The sequence below is a fragment of the Streptomyces sp. ISL-11 genome, from assembly GCF_018614525.1.
Taxonomy (GTDB): Bacteria; Actinomycetota; Actinomycetes; order Streptomycetales; family Streptomycetaceae; genus Streptomyces.
In genome coordinates this window covers 37,420-57,799 of sequence record NZ_JAGGOL010000047.1, presented here as the reverse complement: position 1 = coordinate 57,799, position 20,380 = coordinate 37,420, and the positions used below count along the sequence as shown (strand labels likewise).

Below are 20,380 nucleotides of genomic sequence, written 5' to 3'. Positions count from 1 at the left end.
AGCCATATGCCGCCATTCCCGATATCATATGGATCATGGTCAAGCGTGGGCAGCCGCGTCTCCGCCGTCCCCACGGCCGGTGGTCTCTCGTTCTCCTGTCCCCAGTGATCCTGACCGCGGTCATCGCCGGCCTCGCCTACGCCACGCCCCCGGACATGGCCTTCAGCCGCATCCTGCCCGCGGCCCCCGCCCTCGCGGCCGCCATGTGGCCCGTGCTTCCCACCGTGGCGCTGGGGACGGTCTGCTTTCTGCTCATGATCGGTCTCAGCCTCGTCTTCCCCGGCCTCGGGGCCTGGTACACGGTGGCGGGCATCGTCGCGGTCACCGTGGCGGCCGCGTACGGAAGTCATGTCCGGCTCCAGCGGGAGAAGTCCCTGTTCCAGGTCCGGCTCGTCGCCGACGCGGCGCAGCAGGTGGTCCTGAGCCCGATGCCGCGCTGCTTCGGAGGCATGGAGATCGAGTCGCTGTATCTCGCGGCCGCCGCGGAGGCCCGCATCGGTGGCGACTTCTACGAGGTGGCCGACACGCGGTTCGGTGTCCGGTTGCTCATCGGCGATGTGCGGGGCAAGGGGCTGCCGGCGGTGGGCGCGGCCGCGACGGTGGTCAATTCGTTCCGGGAGGCGGCCTACGACGAGCCCGATCTGGGCGGCATCGCACGCCGCCTGGAGGCCAGCAGCACCCGTTACAGCGCCGCTTTTCCCCCCGAGGACCTGATGGAGCGCTTCACCACCGCCGTGCTCGTCGAGATCCCGTACGAGGACGGCCTCATCCGGATCCTCAACTGCGGGCATCCGCCACCACTGCTCCTGACCCGGGAGGGGCTCCGCATCCTGAGTCCCACCTCCCCTTCACCGCTTCTCAACCTCGCGGACCTGATCGGCGATCACTACACCATCGACACCTTCGGCCTCGCTCGTGGCGACCAGTTGCTCCTCTACACCGACGGCGTCACCGAGGCCCGCGACCGCGACGGCGAGTTCTTCCCCCTGGCGGACTGGATGCGGCAGCGCACCCCGGTACGGCCTCGCGAGCTGCTCGACGGTCTCCACCGTGACCTCCTCCGCTACAGCGGAGGCGGCCTCGACGACGACATCGCCGCCCTCGCCGTGCGCTTGCGCGAAAAGCCGGACCCGCTCGACGAGCAGCGGGCCCAGCCCGTCTAGGCCGTGTCCGGCGGATCACGTGAGCGGGCGGCTGCGGGGCCGCTGCGCGGTGGCGCCCTCCCCCAGCTACCGCTGGGGGTGCCCCAACAGGCTGAAAGCGGCTGAGCCCAGCCGAATCAAGCCCGTCTGGGGGCACCTCCCAGCGGTAGCCGGGGGAGCTTGAGGACGCGCCCGCAGGGCACTCGCCGCCGCAGGCGGCAAAGACGACCCGCAGCCGAAGACCCGCCGGCCACGGCCTGGACGGCCGCCTCCCCCGCCCCTCGCCCGCACCTTCCGTGCCGGACCGGCCGACGCCGGTCACCGCCGGCATCCGCCGGGACCGAGCCGCCCCCTCAGAGCCGGATCAACGCCAGCCCGATGCTGAACCCGCTGGCCAGCCCGACGAGCGCGACGAGGTCTCCGGGCATGACGCGATCGGCCTGCTGGGCCAGGGCCAGTTGCAGCGGGAGGGACGCGGAGGCCGCGTTGCCGTACCTGTCCACCGTGGCCAGGAAGCGGCTCTCCGGCAGTCCGAGCAGGGCGCGGGCCTCGTGGAACTGTGGCATGGAGATCTGGTGGACGGCGACGAACGCGCTCCGGCGCACCAGCGCCATCTCGTCCGTGGCGTACTCCACCACGAAGGAGGCCATGTGGCGGCCGGCCTCGGACAACTGGTCCTCGTTGAGCCGGAGGCACACGTGGTCGTCGTGCGTGGAACGCGGGTGCATCGAGCCACCGGCCGCGACCGTGCACGCCTCCCAGGCGGAGGAGTCCGCGGCGAAGACCGTGTGGAGCACTCCGGGGTCGTCCGGTCCCGCCGGGCCCGCGGTCAGGAGAAGGGCGGCACCGGCATCGGAGACGGTGTAGCCGGGCAGGTGACGCATGAACGTCTCGTAGTCGGGCACGTGCCAGCGGGCGGTGAGCGTCGCCGTCTCGCCACAGGCGATCAGGACAGTGCGGTGCCGGCCGGTCTCGATGAAGGCCGCGGCCGTCTCCAGGGCGTTGAGCACGCTGTTGCAGGCGTTCTTCACGTCGAACACCGGGCAGAAGGCCCCGAGTTTGGCGGCCACGATGTGGGCGGTGGCGGGTTCGACAAGGTCCTGGCCACTGGAGGCGAACAGCAGCAGGTCGAGCTCGCCGACGCCCGCTCCCGCCATGTCCAGCGCCTTGGCGGCCGCCGCGACCGCGAGGTCGGACGCCTGCTCGTCACCGGACTTCACGTGAACGCCTCGGACGCCCGTGATGTCCTCCAGCAGGCCGGGCGGAGGCACGAAAGGGCTCTTCGCCGCGGCGATGGCCGCCCGGGCCTGCTCCATGGTCCGGTACTGGGGTGGCAGGTGCACAGCGGTCGACACCAGGCGGGCACGGCGGGGAGGTGGCACCGGATCACGGTTCGGCAGCGGCATGGGCGGGACCAGACCTTTCCGATGTGAGCATCACATACGCAGCGTCTCATGGGCACTTCGGCCGATCCCACCGATCGTGCTGCGCCCCCACCCCGGCCGGGCGGGGCGCCTGAGCCGACAGGGTCACGTTGCCTCAATGGGGATGGAAGGTGAACTGCCCTGATTTTTCGATGACTTACCTGACACGAGTCAATGGTCGCATGACCGATTCGGGGCCGGGTAGGTATACGGAACCGGCCATATGTGGGAACCGGACGGGGGCTGAGGATGGACGTCAACGACCGTGCGCTGGCCGTCGTGGGCGCCGGCTGCCGACTGCCTGGAGGGATCTCGGACCTGGGCGGGCTGTGGGCGGCCCTGCGCGAGGGCAGGGACGCGGTCGGCGAGATCCCGGCGGACCGGTTCGACAAGACCCGTTTCGTGGACCCCGGCGCTCTCCGCCCCTGCCGGAGCTACACCGCGGCCGGGGGCTTCCTCGACGATGTCGCCGGGTTCGACGCGGCCTATTTCGGCATCGCTCCGAAGGAGGCCGCGGCCATGGACCCGCAGCAGCGGATCCTGCTGGAGCTGGCCGCGGAGGCCCTGGACGACGCCGGCATCGCCGCCGAATCGCTGGCCGGGTCGGACACCTGTGTCTTCGTCGGGATTTCCGACCCGTCCTACGGGACGGTCCAGGGGACCATCGAACAGTACGCCAATCCGTACATGATGAGCGGGTCCACGCTGTCGATCGCGGCGAACCGTCTCTCGTACTGCTTCGACCTGCGCGGCCCGAGCATGGCGATCGACACCGCCTGCTCCTCCGCGCTGGTGGCACTCGACCGCGCCTGCCGCACCGTGCTGGACGGCACCAGCCGCACCGCGCTCGCCGGCGGCATCAACGTGCTGGGCAGCCCCTTCTCCTTCGCGGGCTTCTCGCACGCGGGCATGCTGTCACCGCGCGGCCGGTGCGCGGCCTTCTCCGCCGAGGCCGACGGTTTCGTCCGGGCGGAGGGCGGGGGCGTGGTCGTCCTCAAACGGCTGGCCGACGCGCTGGCCGACGGCGACCGGATCCACGCGGTCATCGCCGGCACCGGCACCAATTGCGACGGCCGCACCCACGGCCTGGCCCTGCCCAGCTTCCAGGCGCAGGAAGCCCTGCTGCGCACCGTGTACGAGCAGGCGGGGGTGGACCCGGACGATCTGGTGTACTTCGAGGCCCACGGCACCGGCACCCCCGCCGGGGACCCGGCCGAGGCCCGGGCGATCGGGCAGGCCCTGGGCCGGCGCCGGACCGTGGGGCCGCTGCCGGTCGGCTCGGTCAAGTCCAACCTGGGGCACCTGGAACCGGCCTCCGGCATGGCGAGCCTGTTCAAGGCCCTGCTCGTCCTGCGGCACGGCGTGGCCCCGGTGACCCTGCACGCCCGGCCGCTCAACCCGGACATCGACTTCGCCGGACTCGGCCTTGCCCCCACGGTCGAGCCGGTCGAACTCCCCCGCCCGGCCCGGGCGGCGGTGGGCGTGAACTCCTTCGGCTTCGGCGGAGCCAACGCCCACGTCGTCCTCACCGCTCCACCGGCTCCGCCGCCCGGGGACGACCGCGACGGCGGCACGCTTCCCGTCGTGATCTCCGCCCGTTCGGCCAAGGCGCTGCGGGAACTGGCCGCGCGCGTCGCGGCGCGGCTTCGGGAGGCGGCGCCCGAGGAGTTCTACGACCTGGCGCACACCAGCACCCTGCGCCGCAGCACCCACCTGCACCGCGCCGCCGTCCTGGCCTGCGGACCGGACGAAGCCGCGGACCGGCTGGACCGGCTCTTCGCGGACACACCCGCCCACGGGGCCAAGGTCCGGAAGGCCGAGCGGGGCACGGTGGCGTTCGTCTTCTCGGGCAACGCCTCCCAGTGGCCCGGCATGGCCGCCGACCTCCTGGACGGCGCGCCGGTCTTCCGCACCGCCGTCGAACAGGCCGATGCCGCGCTCGCCCCGCACCTGGGCTGGTCGGTGACGGCGGAGCTGGCCGAGCCCCTCGCGTCCCGCTGGCAGCGTACCGAGATCGCCCAGCCCGCCCTGTTCGCCGTGCAGGTGGGGCTGGTCGCCCTGCTGGCAGCGAGCGGACTGCGTCCGGCGGCCGTCGTCGGGCACAGCGTCGGCGAAGTGGCCGCGGCCCATGCCGCCGGGGCGCTGACCCTGGAGCAGGCCGCCCGGGTGATCGCCGAACGCAGCCGCGCCCAGGGCGTCACCGCGGGCACCGGCCGGATGGCCGCCGTCGGACTGCCCGAGCAGGCGGCCCGGCAGGAACTGTCCGCGTACGCGCCCGCCTTGGAGATCGCCGGCATCAACGACGACCGGAGCGTCACCGTCGCCGGGGACCCGGAGGCCCTGGCCGCCCTCAGCGCGGAACTGACGGCCCGGGACGTCTTCTTCCAGGACCTCGGCCTCGACCACGCGTTCCACAGCCGCGCCATGGACCCCATCGCGGACCCGCTGCGGACCGCGCTGGCCGGACTGGAGCCCGCCACCACCCGTATCCCCTTCGTCTCCACCGTCACCGGCACGGCGCTGGCCGGCAAAGAGCTCACCGCCGGCTACTGGTGGCGCAACGTCCGCGAGCCGGTCCGCTTCCACGAAGCCGTCACCCGCGTCCTCGCCGATCACGCCGACATGCTCGTGGAGATCGGACCGCACCCGGTGCTGCGCCCCTACCTGCGGCGCACCGACGCCACGTACGTTTCCACCCTGCACCGCGACGGCGACGGCCCCCGCGAGACGGCCGCGGCCGTCGCTGCCCTGCTCGCGGCCGGTGCCCACGTCGACTGGCGGACCCACTTCCCCCGCCCGGGCCGGGTGACCGACCTCCCGGCCTACCCCTGGCAGCGCGAACGGCACTGGCTGGGCACCCCGCAGGACCTGGTCATCCGCACCAGCGGCACCGGCCGGCTCGACCACCCGCTGCTCGGCGAGCGCCTCCCGGCTCCCCACCCGGTGTGGGAAGGCGCCATCGAGCCCCAGCTGGTGCCCTGGATGGGCGACCACAGGATCGCCGGATCGGTGCTGATGCCCGCCGCCGCGTACGTCGAGATGGCGCTGTCCGCGGGACGGCGGGCGCTGGACCGGCCGGTGGAGGTGCGTCACCTGGGCATCATCAGTCCGCTCCCCATCGCCTGGCCCGACCCCGGTACGGCCCGGATGCAGACCTCCGTGACGCCCGAGGACGGCGCGCTGACCATCAGCAACAGCGAAGGCCGCGGAACCGAGAGCCATACGGTCGTACGCGCCCAGGTCCGCACCCTGCTCGGCACGGCTTCCGCTCCGCTCGACCCCACGGCGGTTCGCGCACGCTGCCCCCGCACGGTCAGCGGCCCGGATTTCTACCGTACGTGCCACAGTGTCGGTCTCGACGTCGGCCCGGCCTTCCAGCTGCTGCGCGAACTGCGCGTCGGCGAGGACGAGTTGCTGGCCTCCTACCGGCACGAGGACCCGAGCGACGCGTACACGGTGCACCCGGTCCTGCTGGACGGCCCCTTCCAGGCCACCGTCGCGCTGGTGGAGCGGCTCATGCGCGGCGGCGAGGCGTATCTGCCGTCCACGTTCGACTCGGTGAGGGTGTGGCGCACCCCGGCACCCACCGGCGTCATCCACCTGCGCCGGCGCAGCCACACCGAGACGGAGTTCCGCTGGGACGTCGTCTATGCCGACGAGGACGGCACCGTCACCGCCGAGATCGACGGGTTCCGCACCCGGCGCGCGTACAACACCCAGCACACCCCGCTGACCGTCCAGCGGACGGTCCTGCGTGCCGCACCGCACCCGGCGGCCCCGGCCGGCCCTTCGCCGCTGCCCCCGCCGGCGGACCTGGCGGCCGCCGTCCAGGACCGGATCACCGGACTGCGGGACGCCCTGCGGGAGACCGGTCACGACCGCTTCACGGCGGCCGTCGACGAGACGGCCGCCCATTGCTGGGCCTCGGCCGTGGCCGGCCTGCTCACCGACCCGGCCGCCGCGTTCGGCCTGTCCGACCTCATGGCCGGCGGACTCCAGCCCCGGCACCGGCGGCTGGTGCTGCTGATGCTCCCGCTCATGACCCGGCACGCACTGGCCCGGCCCGCCGGCGACGGCCGATGGCGGCTGACCGGCGCCGAGCCCCGCCACGAGGGGCTGCTGCGGGCCCTGGTGGAGGATCATCCGGCCTTCATCACGGAGACCACCCACCTCAACGCGCACCTGCGGCGCCTGCCCGCGGTGCTGCGCGATGCCCCGGAGGCACAGGAACTCCTCCAGGCCGGTGACAGCGCGTACGAGCAGCTGTACGCCGTCGCACCCGCCCGCCGCTTCACCCACCGCGTCGCCCAGGCCCTGCTCGGCGAGATCGTCCGCCGGTGGCCCGGCGACCGCCCGCTGCGCGTATTGGAACTCGGCGCCAGGACCCACGGTCTCACCGCGGCCCTGCTCCCCCTGCTTCCGGCGGACCGCACCCGCTACACCTGCACCGACCGTTCGTCGGCGGGCTTCGCCGGTGCCGGCCACCGCTTCGCCGCGTACGACTTCGTCGAATACCGGACCCTCGACCTGGACACCGACCCGGCCGTCCAGGGCTTCGACGGCGGCGGATTCGACCTGGTCGTCGCCGACGACGCCCTGCACGCCGTCGCCGACCTGGCCGAAGGGCTGCGCCGCGTCCACACCCTGCTCGCCCCTGGCGGGCATCTGCTCGCCGCGGAGTCGCACGATGCGCGGCGGCCGGCCCTTCTCCGCGGCGGCACCGAGGCGTTCTGGCAGCGCCGCGACCGTACGCTGCGCCCGGAAACGGTGCTGCCGGCCCGGGACCAGTGGGTGCCGCTCCTCAGGGAGTGCGGTTTCACCGGCACCGTACGGACGGGCACCGACGACCGCTCCGTCCTCCTGGCCGCCGCCGGACATCTCCCGGCCGCCGAACCCGCCCCGCCCGCGCCGGCACCGGGCGCCGCCTGGGTCATCTCCCCCGAGACGCCCGGCGAGACACCCACCGCCCAGGCGCTGTCCGGCCTGCTGGGCGGCGCCGGCATCACCGCCGCCACCGACGACTCCGCCGCCTGGGCCACAGCGCTGCCCGCCGACGCCACCGGCGTCGTCCTGCTCCTGGGCGAGCACCCGGACAGCCCGGACGACCCGCGAGGGCCGGTCGCCGGCACGACGCGCCGCGCCGCCGTCCTGCGGGCCCTGGCCGCCGCCTGCGCCGGGCGGGAGGGCGGAACCCACCCCGAGGTGTGGCTGGTCGCCCGTCCCAGCGGCCTGTTCCCCGCCCCGGAGCGCCCCGCCCACCCCGCCGACGCGGCGATCTGGGGCGCCGCCCGCACCCTGGCCAACGAACAGCCCGGCCTGCGGATGCGCCGGATCTCCCTCGACCGCACCGGCGACCCGGCCGTCGACGCCCGCCGCCTGGCCGACGAACTGCGGGCGCCCACCGACGAGGACGAGATCGTGCTCACCCCGGGCGGCCGGTTCGTACCCCGCCAGGTCCAGCGCCCGGCCGATCAGCCCACCGCCGTCCCCTCCGGTTCACCGTTCGTCCTGGAAGTACGCAACCCCGGGTTCTCCCGCCGGCTCGTGTGGCGCCGGATCGAACCGCTTTACCCGGGGCCCGGCGAGATCCTGGTGGAAATGCGGGCCGTCGCACTGAACTACCGCGATCCGATGCGCGCCAACGGGCTGCTGCCACCCGAGGCCGTCGAGGGCACCGCGCTCAGCCGCGGACTGGGCACCGACGGGGCGGGCATCGTGAGGGCCGTCGGTGCCGGGGTCACCGCGTACGCGGTGGGCGACCGGGTCGCCGGGCTGATGCCCGCGGCGCTCGCCTCCCACTCCGTCATGCCCGCCGCGGCCGCCTCGCCCATCCTCGACGGCATGAGCTTCGCCGAGGCGGCGACCTTCCCGGTGGTCTTCTTCACCGTCCACCACACCCTCGTCGACGAGGCCCGGCCGCTCCCCGGCGAGACGGTGCTGGTGCACGGCGGAGCCGGAGCCGTCGGCCTGGCCGTCATCCAGTGCGCCCGGTCCCTGGGCCTGCGCGTCATCGCCACAGCGGGCACCGAGACCAAACGCGATCTGCTGCGCACCCTCGGCGTCGAGCACGCCCTGGACTCCCGCACCCTCGACTTCGCACCCCGGGTACGCGAACTGACCGGCGGGAAGGGCGTCGACATCGTCGTCAATTCCCTCAGCGGCGAGGCCATCGCCCAGAGCCTCGACCTGCTGCGCCCCATGGGCCGCTTCATCGAGCTCGGCAAGCGCGACATCTTCTTCAACAACCCGCTCCTGTTGCGCCCCTTCCACCGCAGCATCACCTTTCTCGGCTTCAATCTCGACAGCCTCGTGTTCGACCCCGTACGCGGCCCTCGTCTGATGTTCGACACCCTCACGCGGATGGCCTCCGGCGAGTACCGTCCGCTCCCGCACTCCGTCTACCCGGCCGCCCGCGTCGACGAGGCGTTCAGGCTGCTCCAGCACTCCCGCCACACCGGCAAGGTCGTGATCGCCTTCGACCCGCTGGACGAGCCCGTTCCCACCGAACCCGCCCTTTCCGTACCGGCGTTGAACCCGGCGGGGACGTACCTGGTCACCGGCGGGCTCGGCGGCTTCGGCGCCGCCACCGCCGACTGGCTGGCCGACCGGGGAGCCCGGCACCTGGCCCTGCTCGGCCGCCGGGGAGCCGACGCGCCGGAGGCGGCCGACGTCCTCGACCGGCTCGCCCGGCGCGGGGTACGGGCCACCCCGTACGCCGCCGACGTCACCGACGAGGCGGCCGTACGCCGGGTGATCGCCGCCGTGGATGCCACCGGGCATCCCCTGCGCGGCGTGGTCCACTGCGCCATGCACCTCGACGATGCCCCGCTGGCCGACCTCACCGACGACCGCTTCGCCGCCGTCCTCGCCCCCAAAGCCGCCGGCGCGGACGTCCTCGACCGGCTCACCGCCGACCGCGACCTCGACCTCTTCCTGCTGTACTCATCGGTCACCGCGGCCACCGGCAACCTCGCACAGGCACCGTACGTCGCCGGAAACGCCTATCTGGAGGCTCTCGCGCGTGCCCGCCGCCACGCCGGGCGCACCGCCACGGCGATCGCCTGGGGCCCCATCGCCGACACCGGATACGTCGCCCGCAACAACCTCGCGGCCACCATGACCGGCCTCGGCTTCGATCCCGTCTCCCCCACCGACGCGTTCACCGCCGCGGACCACCTCCTCACCGCGGACACCGACGTCGCCGGCGTCGGCCGCTACCGCTGGGCCCGCGCCCGCCGCCTCCTGCCCTCCCTCGCCACCCCCCGCTTCGCCAACCTCGTCCCCAGCGGTGCCGCGGACACGGACGAGACCCGCGAGGAGCTGCTGCGCGCCCTGGCCGCGATGACTCCCGAGGACGCCGTGCGCGCCATCACCGACATGCTGGCCCGCCACCTCGCCACCGTCCTGCACACCGACCCGTCCGAACTGGACCCGGACCGTCGCCTGGACGACCTCGGCCTGGACTCCCTCATGGGTGCCGAATTCATCCTCAAGGCCCGCGAGTTCTTCGACGTCCACATCCCGCCCAGCGAACTCATGGCCAGCGGACGGACCCTGACCCACTTCGCCCGCCTGATCCACGATCGCCTGGGCATCCACGCGTCCGACCAACGGCGGGATGCCATCGCGCCGCCGGTGCCGTGAGGGGGGCTCATGGGTTGGGATGGGTGCCAGGGTCCATAGCCACGGGCCGAACAGCCGACGGCCTCGTCACGTGAGCCGGGCGGCGGCCCACCGGGCCAGCCGCGCACGGTCGATCTTGGCGCCGTGCCGGTGGTCCACCGGCAGTGACCGATGGAACAGCACCGGCACCGCACCGGTCACCGGCCGCTCCAGACCTTCCAGCGCCTCCTGGATCGCGCGGCGCACCATCGCGCGAGCCGCGCGCGGTGCCCCCGGCTCCGGCTCGACGATCACCACCGGGCGCTGCGCGGTGGCCGCGCCGACGCCGACCAGCGCGGTGCGGCGCACGCCGGGCAGGGCGTCGAGGGCCGGTTCGACCCGCTCGGTGAACACGTCTCCTTCCGCGGTGCGCAGCCGGTGCGCGAGGCGGCCGTAGAACCAGACGCGGCCCTGTGCGTCCAGCGAGCCGACGTCGCCCATGCGGTGGACGACGCCGCCGTACGCCCCGTACGCCTTCGCCGCCCGGGTGTCCGCCGGATCCAGGTAGGCCGGGCTGACGTTCGCACCCGCGACGGCGAGTTCACCGGCCACACCGCACGGCAGCCCTTCGGTGTCCCGCTCCGGGGACAGCGGATCCAGCGGCAGGACGCGGACGGTGACACCCGGTACGGGCCGGCCCAGGCACACCCCGTGCCCCCGGGCGGTGGCGGAGCGCAGCGGGAGCAGCTCCCGGTGGTCGATCGTGCTGACCGGCAGGGCCTCGGTGGCTCCGTAGACGCTGTGGACGGTCGCGGCGGCGGTCAGGCACACCCGCAGCCGGTCGAGGACCGCGTAGGGCAAGGAGGCGCCGAAGGAGAAGACATCCCGCAGGGTGGGCAGGGGTGTGAGCGTGCGGACGCAGTGCCGGGCCAGGCGGTCCAGGAGCGCGGGCGAACCGAGCAGCGTGTCGGCGCCCGTGCGGTTCACGGCATCCGCCAGGGCGCGGGCGCGGACGCGGGTGGGCCGGGTCAGGTCGAGGCGGGGGATCACCGTGGTGGCACCGAGCAGCGGTCCCAGGACCGCGGCCGGTACGAACGCGGCGACCACCGTCCGCCCGGCCAGGTCCAGGCTCCGCGGGAGCGCCTGGACCTGCGCCCGTACGGTGCCGTGCCGGTAGAGAACTCCCCTGGGTGGCCCCGTCGCACCGGAGGTGAAGACGACCATCGCCGGGGCGTCGTCGCGGGAGTCGGTCATGACCTGCCAGGGAGGCACGGCGCGGCGCAGCCGGTCCAGGGTCCGGCCGGGCCAGGCCGGCGGACCGGCCACCACGCGGTGGCGGACGGTGCCCCCGCCCCAGCCCAGGAGGCGGGCCGCGACGTGGGCGAGCGGCTCGGCCAGCAGGGCGTCCGGCGCCGCGGCCGCCAGGCACCGCCGCATCATGGGCAGTGGCAGGGAGCCGTCGACGAGGACGGGGACGGCGCCCATGCCGGTGAGGGTCAGCACGCAGGTCCCCAGCTCCACCGGGTCGCGGGTCAGTACGGCCACGCGGTGCCCGGGCCGGATCCCGGCACGGGCCAGGGCCGCGGCGGTCGACAGGCTCCTCGCGGCGGCGTCGGCGTTGCTGAGCGCCGTGAAACCCCGCCGGCCCTTCGGGTAGTACAGGCACACGCCCTCGGGCGCGTCCCGCAGGGCGGACAGGACGGTACGGGCCAGCGGGGCCACGGCGGACACCTCCGGTGCGGTGTGGTCGACGGTGGTGAGCGGGCGGGCACCACACCGGCACCGCGCCCGGCCCCAGCGATGGACGGGCAGGGGGCGGCTGCCCGGGAATGCCGCACGGTCCCGGTCCGGCTCGGGGGGGGCGGGCCGGCGGGTCACGGCCAGGACGGTCCTGCCTTACCAGCATGCGGGTGGCGCCGTCCTCGGGCATCACCTACACGAGTGAATCAGGCACGCCCTGGCGCGGAACGGTCCACTCCGGGGCATGAACTCTTCGCCAGATCCTCGCAGTTGACGGCACCCTATGAAGGGACGACCACCGAAGGGCCGTATGACGAAGGGCCGTTCCGTGTGCGCAGCGACCGAAGGCTCCGGCCTGCCGGACTACCCGTTCACCTCACGGTGGTTCGAGCACGCCGATGGCCGGCAGCACTATCTGGACGAGGGCACCGGCCCCCCGGTGCTGATGGTGCACGGCAACCCCGCCTGGAGTTACGCCTGGCGCCATCTGGTGACAGGGCTGCGCGACGCCTACCGGTGCGTCGTACCGGACCTGCTGGGCATGGGCCTGTCCGAGCGCCTGGCCGCGCCGCTGCCCGCGCTCCTGGCGGGTTACCAGATCGCCGCGCTCGACGACCTGGTCCGTCACCTGGTCGACGAGCACGGGGCACCGGACCGCGGCTGGACGGTGGCGGCCCACGACTGGGGCGGACCCATCGCGCTGGCCTGGGCCTGCCTGAACGCGGAGCGGGTGGACCGGGTCGTCGTGCTGAACACCACCGTGTTCCGCTTTCCCGAGCACGGCCTTCCTCCTCGGTGGTTCCGCCTGCTGCGGCTGCGCCCCGTCAGCGCCCTGGCGGCCCACAGCACGCCGGGCTGGGCGTACGGGGCAGCGCGGCTGGGCGTGACCACACCGATGCCCGCCGAGGTCCGCCGCGCCTTCACCGCGCCCTACCGCCGTCGCCGGCACCGCGCCGCCCTCTCCCGTTTCATCCAGGACGTCCCCCTCACCCGCGCCGATCCGGGCTGGTCGCTGCTGGCCGTCGTGGAACAGATGCTGCCCGCCCTGCGACAGATACCACTGCTGGTCGGCTGGGGCATGCGCGACCCGGTCCTGCGACCGCCACTGGCCGACGAGTGGCAACGGCGCTTCCCGCACGCCCGGGTGCTCCGCTACCCGGAGGCGGGCCACTACGTGCTGGAGGACGCGCGCGCCGAACTCGTCCCGGAGATCCGGCACTTCCTCGACACCGCCGGACGGCGCGCGAACGTCCTCGACGCCCCCGCGCCCGTACGACCCCAGGACGGCCGCGGAGAGCGCCGATGAGGGTCCTGGTCACCGGAGGCAGCGGCTTCCTCGGTCACGCACTGTGTCAACAGCTGACCGCCGCCGGGCACGAGGTCAGGTCACTGCACCGTCGCTTCAGCCGGCCTCTCGCGACACTCGGCACCGACCAGCGCCTGGGCGACATCCGCGACTCCGGCACCGTCCGTCACGCGGCCGCCGGCTGCGACGCGGTCCTGCACACCGCCGCCCGCGTGGGCCTCGCGGGCGACCCCGCCTCCTTCTTCGCGACCAATGTCACCGGCACCCGCCATGTCGTGGACGCCTGCCTGCACCACCGCATCGGCACACTCATCTACACCTCCAGCCCCAGCGTGGTCTTCGACAACACCGACATCGACGGCGGCGACGAAGCCCTGCCCTACGCCCGTAGGCCCCTGGGCCCCTACCCGGGCTCCAAGGCCACCGCCGAACGCCTGGTCCTGGCAGCCAACGGGCCCAACCTGGCCACAGCCGCCCTGCGCCCCCACTGCATCTGGGGCCCCGGTGATCCGCACTTCGCGCCCCGGCTCCTGCGCGCCGCCCGCTTCGGCGTCCTCCCGCTGCCCGGCGGCGGCCGCAAGCGCGTCGACACCGTCTACGTGGACAACGCCGCCCACGCCCACCTCCTGGCCCTCGATCGCGTCCGCCCCGGTACGCCGGCCGCGGGCCGCCCGTACTTCATCTCCCAGGGCAGGCCCTGCACCTTCGCCCGGACACTGACCGCCTTCTTCCGTGCCCTGGGCCGCAGCCCGCGCCTGCAGAGCGTCCCCGACTCCCTCGCCCGTACGGCCGGCATGCTGTGCGAGGGCGGATGGCGCCTGCTGCGCCTCCCCGGAGAACCCCCGCTCGACCGCTGCACGGTGGCGGGAGCGGTGTACGCGAACTGGTTCGACATCTCCGCCGCCCGCACCCGTCTGGGTTACACGCCTCTGGTCAGCACCCGTGAAGGACTTCGACGTCTGCGACAGACGTCATGACCCATCACGGACCGCCCCTCTCCGCCGAGCAGGCACGCCGCCTGCCGGACTACCCCTTCCAAGGGCACTGGTTCGGCCATGGCGCATGGCACCAGCACTACCTGGACGAGGGCCGGGGCGCACCCGTCCTCATGGTCCACGGCAACCCCACATGGAGCTACATGTGGCGCCACCTCGTCCTCGGGCTGCGGGGACGCTACCGCTGCATCGCCCCCGACCTGAGGGGAATGGGGCTGTCCGACCGGGCGCGCGACAGGGACGGACAACTCCTCGCCGAGATCCGCGCCCGGGATCTGGGGCGCCTCGTGGACCACCTCATCGCCGAACGGGGCGCACCGACGCGCGGCTGGACGCTGGTCGTGCACGACTGGGGCGGGCCCGTCGGCATGTGGTGGTCACACCTCCACCCCGGCGTCGTCGACCGCCTCGTCGTGCTCAACACCGCCGCGTTCCCCATGCCCCCCGGATACCGGCTTCCGTGGGGAACCCACGCCCTGAGGCGGCGGGGGGTGGGCCGGTTCGCGCACGCCTCGAACGCCGTGGCGCACATGGCCCTGCGGCAGGGCCCGCGCCGCCCGCTGCCACAGGCCGTCCGCGACGCCTACCTGGCCCCCTACCGGCGGCAGCGGGACCGGCCCGCGCTCGTGCGCTGGGCACAGGACATCCCCCTCGGCCCGGCCGATGCCGGATGGCCCCACGCCCAGCGGCTCGGCGAGGCCCTCGTCACCTTCACCCAACTGCCCGTCTTCATCGGCTGGGGCATGCGCGACCCCCTCTACGACGATCTCGTCCTCGCCGAATGGACACGCCGCCTGCCCCGGGCGTCACTCCACCTCTATCCGTATGCCGGGCACTACGTCCTTGAGGACATGGCGTGGCAACTTGTCGAGGACATACGGGATTTCCTCGCCGTGACGGACCGTGGGCAGAGGGGGTGACAACGCCGCCGCCGGTCGTCGTCCACGGTGGAGCGTGCTCGTCGGCGCCGTCCTCACTCCTCGGAGGCTGCCCGGGCGTGCGTCGGGGCGGCGTTGCCCATCTCGGGCACGGGCGGTGTGGGGAGGCGACGTCGCCGGCGCAGCCAGACGTACAGCAGCAGGCACGGCAGCAGCAGTCCGACGACGCTGAGGGCGAGGAACGCCGTGAAGCCGCTGATGTGCCTGACCAGCCAGTCGAAGTTCTGCCCGAAGAAGCCGACGACGAAGGACAGCGGAAGAAACACGGTCGCGAGGACCGTGAGCCGTTCCATCGTGGCGCTCTGCCGAAGATTGATCTTGTTTTGCTCGACGGAGATCACCGCGATGTTCGCTTCGAGGACGGTGGCCAACAGGTCACGTTGGGCGGCGACCTCCTCGTTGACCAGCAGCAGATGGTCGTGCACATCGCGGAAGTAGGGCAGGAGTTCGGCCTGTGACTTGCCGGGCTGCAGCCGTCGGCCGAGCACGGCGAGGAGTGGGTGCACGGCACGGTAGAAGTCGGTGGCCTCACGGCGCAGGGAGTAGATCCGTTCGGTCGGGGCGACCGCCCCGGAGAACACCATGGCCTCGATCTGCTCGATGTCGTGTTCGAGTTCCGCGACGACCGGCGCGTAGCTGTCGACGACCTGGTCGAGGATGGCCCACAGCGTCGAGGCGCTCCCGGTGCGCAGCAGTTCGTGGCGGCGTTCGAGCCGGCTGCGCGCACCGCGCAGCTCGCTGGCGATGCCCTGGCGAACGGTGATCACGAAGTGTTCGGCGAGGAAGATGCTGATCTCACCGGTGTCGATCTCCTCGCGCTCGTCGTCGTAGCGCGCGGTGCGCAGGATGATCAGCTCGGTGCCGTCCTCGTATTGCTCGGCCTTCGGCCGCAGGTGAAAGGCCCGGGCGTCCTCGACGGCGAGCTCATGCAGCCCGAAGCACTCGCGCACCCGGGCAAGCTCATCGGGCCCCGGTTCGAACATACCCAGCCAGACGAAGCCGCCCTGCGTACAGCGCGCGGCGGCCTGCTCCAACGGCATCGCACCTTCGTGCTGCCGACGCCCGTCGCGGTAGTGAGCGCAGTCGACGATCATGGCCTTCCTCCTCGCGTCCAGCCGACGTGCGCCGCCCGTCGCCCACCGGCGGCGCAGCACTGCCGTACACGCCTCACAGCAATAGATGCTCCTCCGGTGAGTCCGGAATGTCCTCACGACTCCCCAGGAGCGGCTGCCGTCGCCACCATCGGTAGCTTCGGGAACACGAGCCGTAGCAAGAAGTACTCGATCGACTTCCCCGAGGATCTCGCGGAAACGGTACGGGCCCACGTCGACCTCACGGGCGCCACCCTGTCCGGCGGCACGGCCGGCGACACCAAGCGGTCGTACGGCTATCCCGCGCCGGGAACGGCTCAGCCGCACGCGCTGACGGCCGTCAGCCCCGAGGGGCCCGGCGCGGTCAAGACCGCCGAGACGTATGCCTACGACGAGACAGGCAACACCGCAACGCCGCCCCGCACGCCCGGGCAGCCTGAGTGATTGAGATTGAGGCCGCGTCGACCTGCGTTCTCCTCGGAAGGCGCGGGCCGGCGCGGCCCTCGCTTGAGGCTAGGATCAGGGCCCCCGGAAAGGGATGGAACGTGGCCAAGGAGATAGTGACGGTCTGCCTTCCTTCGGTTCCGATCGAGGAATGGGAAGAAGCACTGAAGGCCGCTATGGCCCCGTTCGACATGAATCAACCGGAACCAGCCGGCGGGGAAGAGCCGCAGGGCGAGTGGGACTGGTATCACGTCTACGGCGGAGACGGTGACACAGGACTTCCGGTTCTCGCCGGTCATGAGGACGACCCGCGCATCATTCACCATCCGGTGTTCTCCAACGGACGCCCCCGGGCCCGGAGGACGGCGCGCTGCGACGGCGGTGCCCGAGGACTGCTGGACTTCGACACGGACCGGTCGGCCAGGGCGGCCGAGGCAACAGCGAAGTGGGACGGATGGAGCCGGTTCGCCTCGCCGTATCCGCCCGCTCGGCCGCTGGACGACTTCCACCGGCGGTTTCAGGACGACCCCCTGGGATACCCCTTCGAAAAGGCCCGGCAGGACTATCTGAGCCAGCCGCTCGCGCAGGCGGTTCTGCACGCGCCCGAGGGCGCCGGATTCCTCCCGCGCGTCGGGGACGCGATCGCCTGTTTCGGCACTGACCGTGACGGCTTCGTCCAGCAGGAGGTCTGCCGGGCCATCCCGACGAACGTGCTTCTGACCCTCGACGGAACGTGGATCGACGGGACCCTCGACCCCGTCCACCATCCTGGCCTGCCACGAGGCGACGCGTATTTTCGGTACGCCGACGCATACCTGCGCTCCCTCGACAACGACGCTTTCGTGATCAGAGTCAGATTCCATTCCTGAACCGCCGGCCCCGGCGATGCGGCCACCACCATTCGACGAGGCGGACACGGTGCGGTCCCTCGTGGGCAGCAGCGTGCCGTCCACGATGAAGACGTGGTGCCGTCAGGCTCGCGCTTGCCCGGGGCCAGGCCGACCGAGCAGGGGTCCGTGCCGGCTGTTGATCCGACCGACGGCTGCCGGGAGATTCCGAAGAGCGGGGCGAGCTGGCTCATGGTGAGGTTGATGCGGCCGCACATCGCTACCAGCATGACCTGGTCCTCCAGCGTCAGTGCCAAGGTCGGCCCGGATGGAACGGGTTCAGGGCCCCGGCCGCCCTCGCCGTGGACAGCCCGCACCCGGGTGCATCTGCCCTGTATGGCCGTGGTGCTTGCCGCCGGCTGACCGGGTGCTGCTGGCAGCCGTGCACTACCGCACGAATCTCACCATGCGACAGCTCGCCCCGCCCTTCGGCGTCTCGCCGGTGACGGTGTGCCGGGTGATCCAGCGACTGGGCCCGCTGCTCGCGCCGGCACCGGTCAGCCGTCGGTAGGGTGCGATTCAGCCGGTGCCCGGCACCACTGCCGATGCGCAGGCCTGGCGGGCTTCCGGCCTGGCCGAGCGCTGCGAGGGCGTCACCGTGCTCGGTGACGGGGCCTACATCAACACCGGGCTCGTGGTCCTCCACCGTAAACGCCCCGGCCGGCCCCTGCTGAAGGGCGAGGAAGAGGACAACGCCGAGCACCGCAGGGCCCGTGCCCGCGTCGAGCACGCCTTCGCCAGGACGAAGGGTGCTGCGCTCGATGGTCCAGCGTCTCGCCACGCCGTCCGGCACGAAGAGTGGCCTCTTTAACCGACATCCAGCAAATCGGTCAAACAATTGATACCTATAGTATCGCGAGGGTGTTTTCGCGAATAAACTGCAGAATTACGTTCGCCGCGTGGCGTCAACCACGAGCGATCCTGTGGGCCACGGCGGGTGCGGTGGCCCTCGGGTTCCTCATCATGCTGGAGATCGTCGCGCGTCGCTACGGCGGTGTGCCGGGGCCGATGACCAACCAGGTGCGAGAGGTGATATTCGCTCCCAAACCAGGGCCGCTGTACGCCGGCATGGCGTTGATGATGGTGGTGCTCACCTGGCGGCAACGGTTCATCGCGGCGGGTGCCGCGATCGGCATCGACGTCGTCTTCGTGCTGGTGCGGTGGGCGGTCGGCGCCAAGGCGCCCGAGGGCCATTTCTTCGGCAACGGCGCGTTGTGGGTGTTGTTGGGCTGTGCGGTCATCGCCATCACGCGCCGCACCGGCCGGGAACGTGTCCTGCTGCTGAAGGGCGTCGGGCTGGGCCTGCTGCTGGTGGCCGGCCGCAAGATCGGCGACACCTGGCTGCTCATCACGTCGAAGACCCGCCCGGCGGTGCTGGACCCGTACCTGGCAACCGCCGATCACGCGCTGGGCAACCCGTCGTGGCTGGCAGGCCGGATTCTCAGGGCCAGCGGCCCGATCGCCACACTTCTCGACGTGGTCTACGCGCAGCTCGCGGTGGCCGCGGTCGTCGTCGCGCTGTACCAGCTGCGTAACGTGGCGGCCGAGCGCCGCTTCCCGCGCCATCATCTGGTGCGCACCTTCCTGGTGATCGGCCTCCTCGGGCCGGCCATCTACATGATCTTCCCGGTGGTCGGACCGATCTTCGCCTACGGCCCGGGCACCTCCGGCACCGGCGGCGTGCAGTGGGCGGTGGCCAACCTGTGGCCGCACACGCCTCCACCGATCCATACCCCGCATCCGGTGCCGTACGACGCGATCACCCCACGCAACTGCATGCCCAGCCTGCACACAGCATGGGCCACCGCAATCTTCATCCATTCCCGCAAGGGCCCACGCATTCTGCGATTCGCGGGCGCGTTCTGGCTGATCGCCACGCTGAGCGCAACGCTGGGATTCGGCTACCACTACGGCGTGGATCTCGTTGCCGGCGTGGTGTTCGCGCTCACGATCGAGGCAGCTGTGCGCTCGTTCGACCGTGGTTGGGACCGGCAAGGAATCCAGCTGGTCGCTTACGGCACCACGGTCTTCGCCGCCCTCTTGGTGTCATATCGCTATCTGCCGATGGAGATGGCCCAGCATCCGTGGGTGTTCGGACCACTCCTCATTCTGGCGATGGCCTCAGTGGTCTACGGCTTCGTACGGACCACCGAACGGTGGGAACCGAAGACACCGAAGGCCACACCGGCGCGGCAACCGGAACCGCAACCCGAACTGGTGTGAGTCATGGTGCATCAGGTCCGACGTCCTGGTTCCACGCCATACGGACACAGTTCGCGCGCGACCGCGGTCCAGTAACCGTTCGCCGGATCCTCGCCACCCTCTCCAGCACGCTCGGCGAGGCCGTCCGCCGCGACCGGCTGGACCGCAGTCCCGCCCGGCCGACGATCACGCCCCGGCCGGCTGCGGCCGAGCGGCGGATCTCGGCCGCGTCACGGCGTCCCCAGCACTGCGACCACCTTGCCACCACAAGCCGACACAACACGAGAAAGGCCGTTCCCTCATTACGAGGAAACGGCCTCTGACCTGCGAAAATCGCTGGTCGGGACGGCGGGATTTGAACCCACGACCCCTTGACCCCCAGTCAAGTGCGCTACCAAACTGCGCCACGTCCCGGTGCTTGTCCGGCTCGGGCTTCTGCCCTGGCCGACCGCGCATGAGAACAATACCGCACTTCACCGGGTGGCCGCGCACGGCTTTGAGCGGGGTCGATCCCAGGGCGGGCGACCCTCGCGCCGAGGGTAAATGCCCCATTCACCCTGATTCATCGCATTCCTTGGCGTGCGTCGCACCTGCCCACCCCCGCACACC

Annotated in this window: 11 protein-coding genes, 1 tRNA gene and 1 pseudogene; 9 read left to right on the top strand and 4 right to left on the bottom strand. The window is 72.2% G+C overall.

Annotation, left to right across the window (positions count from 1 at the left end; genetic code table 11):
- The first annotated feature begins 35 nt into the window (after positions 1–35).
- The gene (locus J7E86_RS12125; RefSeq protein ID WP_215081606.1) at positions 36–1,163 is read left to right on the top strand and encodes a PP2C family protein-serine/threonine phosphatase; all 1,128 of its coding nucleotides are present in this window, start codon (positions 36–38) and stop codon (positions 1,161–1,163) included.
- A 332-nt stretch (positions 1,164–1,495) separates the two neighbouring features.
- Here the strand turns inward: J7E86_RS12125 and J7E86_RS12120 are convergent, their stop codons facing one another.
- Entirely contained in the window at positions 1,496–2,548 is a 1,053-nt protein-coding gene (locus J7E86_RS12120; protein WP_251019020.1) for a 3-oxoacyl-ACP synthase III family protein, read from the bottom strand.
- A gap of 267 nt (positions 2,549–2,815) precedes the next feature.
- Between J7E86_RS12120 and J7E86_RS12115 the strand changes: the two genes are divergently transcribed.
- A complete protein-coding gene (locus J7E86_RS12115) occupies positions 2,816–10,210 on the top strand; it encodes a type I polyketide synthase (RefSeq protein ID WP_215081605.1) in 7,395 nt (2,464 codons plus the stop codon).
- A gap of 66 nt (positions 10,211–10,276) precedes the next feature.
- Here J7E86_RS12115 and J7E86_RS12110 read toward each other — a convergent pair whose 3' ends face one another.
- Positions 10,277–12,046: an AMP-binding protein gene (locus tag J7E86_RS12110; protein WP_215081604.1), complete on the bottom strand. Its 1,770-nt coding sequence runs from the start codon at positions 12,044–12,046 to the stop codon at positions 10,277–10,279.
- Positions 12,047–12,236: 190 nt separating this feature from the next.
- Here J7E86_RS12110 and J7E86_RS12105 point away from each other — a divergent pair, with 190 nt between their 5' ends.
- The 3 genes from J7E86_RS12105 to J7E86_RS12095 are packed head-to-tail and all read left to right on the top strand — an operon-like array spanning position 12,237 to position 15,129.
- The gene (locus J7E86_RS12105) at positions 12,237–13,214 is read left to right on the top strand and encodes an alpha/beta fold hydrolase (protein WP_215081603.1); all 978 of its coding nucleotides are present in this window, start codon (positions 12,237–12,239) and stop codon (positions 13,212–13,214) included.
- Positions 13,211–14,191, top strand: coding sequence for an NAD-dependent epimerase/dehydratase family protein (locus J7E86_RS12100; RefSeq protein ID WP_215081602.1), 981 nt, complete (start codon positions 13,211–13,213; stop codon positions 14,189–14,191). The genes J7E86_RS12105 and J7E86_RS12100 overlap by 4 nt, the downstream gene beginning before the upstream one ends.
- A complete protein-coding gene (locus J7E86_RS12095) occupies positions 14,188–15,129 on the top strand; it encodes an alpha/beta fold hydrolase (protein WP_215081601.1) in 942 nt (313 codons plus the stop codon). The genes J7E86_RS12100 and J7E86_RS12095 overlap by 4 nt, the downstream gene beginning before the upstream one ends.
- Positions 15,130–15,182: 53 nt before the next feature.
- Here J7E86_RS12095 and J7E86_RS12090 read toward each other — a convergent pair whose 3' ends face one another.
- The gene (locus J7E86_RS12090) at positions 15,183–16,241 is read right to left on the bottom strand and encodes a magnesium and cobalt transport protein CorA (protein ID WP_215081600.1); all 1,059 of its coding nucleotides are present in this window, start codon (positions 16,239–16,241) and stop codon (positions 15,183–15,185) included.
- Positions 16,242–16,337: 96 nt separating this feature from the next.
- Here J7E86_RS12090 and J7E86_RS12085 point away from each other — a divergent pair, with 96 nt between their 5' ends.
- From J7E86_RS12085 to J7E86_RS12070, 4 genes and pseudogenes are all read left to right on the top strand, one after another.
- Entirely contained in the window at positions 16,338–16,682 is a 345-nt protein-coding gene (locus J7E86_RS12085) for a hypothetical protein (RefSeq protein WP_215081599.1), read from the top strand.
- Positions 16,679–17,551, top strand: coding sequence for a hypothetical protein (locus J7E86_RS12080; RefSeq protein WP_215081598.1), 873 nt, complete (start codon positions 16,679–16,681; stop codon positions 17,549–17,551). Before J7E86_RS12085 ends, J7E86_RS12080 begins: the two co-directional genes overlap by 4 nt.
- 286 nt (positions 17,552–17,837) lie before the next feature.
- A pseudogene (locus J7E86_RS12075) lies at positions 17,838–18,380 on the top strand (transposase family protein).
- Positions 18,381–18,532: 152 nt separating this feature from the next.
- Positions 18,533–19,792, top strand: coding sequence for a phosphatase PAP2 family protein (locus tag J7E86_RS12070; protein WP_251019019.1), 1,260 nt, complete (start codon positions 18,533–18,535; stop codon positions 19,790–19,792).
- Positions 19,793–20,108: 316 nt separating this feature from the next.
- Here the strand turns inward: J7E86_RS12070 and J7E86_RS12065 are convergent.
- Positions 20,109–20,185: transfer RNA gene (locus tag J7E86_RS12065), tRNA-Pro, on the bottom strand.
- Positions 20,186–20,380: the final 195 nt, after the last annotated feature.

Coding starts and splice junctions, on each gene's coding strand:
- J7E86_RS12125 (WP_215081606.1), top strand. CDS start 36: ATGGTCAAGCGTGGGCAGCCGCGTCTCCGCCGTCCCCACGGCCGGTGG.
- J7E86_RS12120 (WP_251019020.1), bottom strand. CDS start 2,548: ATGCCGCTGCCGAACCGTGATCCGGTGCCACCTCCCCGCCGTGCCCGC.
- J7E86_RS12115 (WP_215081605.1), top strand. CDS start 2,816: ATGGACGTCAACGACCGTGCGCTGGCCGTCGTGGGCGCCGGCTGCCGA.
- J7E86_RS12100 (WP_215081602.1), top strand. CDS start 13,211: ATGAGGGTCCTGGTCACCGGAGGCAGCGGCTTCCTCGGTCACGCACTG.
- J7E86_RS12095 (WP_215081601.1), top strand. CDS start 14,188: ATGACCCATCACGGACCGCCCCTCTCCGCCGAGCAGGCACGCCGCCTG.
- J7E86_RS12090 (WP_215081600.1), bottom strand. CDS start 16,241: ATGATCGTCGACTGCGCTCACTACCGCGACGGGCGTCGGCAGCACGAA.
- J7E86_RS12070 (WP_251019019.1), top strand. CDS start 18,533: ATGCTGGAGATCGTCGCGCGTCGCTACGGCGGTGTGCCGGGGCCGATG.